Below are 401 nucleotides of genomic sequence, written 5' to 3'. Positions count from 1 at the left end.
AAGGACAACTTCACCGTCACCGTCACCGACGTGGCCGGCAAGTCCACCAGCAACGACCTGGTCATCCAGATCATCGACACCGCACCCGTGGCCAAGGACGATGCCGGCGGCACCGTCACCGAGGACGCTGCGGTCAACACCCTGAGCGGCGACGTCGTGGCCAACGACACCAAGGGCGCCGATGCCATCACCGGCGTCACCTGGAACGTCACCGACGCCCAGAAGGCCCTCATCGCCCAGTACGGCACCCTGACGCTCAACGCCAACGGCACCTGGGAGTTCAAGCTCGACAACACCAAGCCGGCCGTCCAGGCGCTGAACGCCAACGACAAGCTGAACTTCACGCTGAACTACACCGTCGCCGATGCCGACGGCGATACCTCCAGCGCCAACCTCAACTT

The 401-nt window shown here is 64.3% G+C and carries 1 protein-coding gene; it reads left to right on the top strand.

Features of this window, described 5'->3' with window-relative positions; genetic code table 11:
- The coding region (locus tag IPU70_RS32695) for an Ig-like domain-containing protein (protein WP_207474198.1) at window positions 1-401 on the top strand (401 nt) is incomplete at both ends.

It is taken from the genome of Achromobacter sp. SD115 (assembly GCF_017355315.1).
GTDB lineage: Bacteria > Pseudomonadota > Gammaproteobacteria > Burkholderiales > Burkholderiaceae_B > Achromobacter > Achromobacter xylosoxidans_B.
This window is presented reverse-complemented; position numbering and strand designations above follow the sequence as displayed.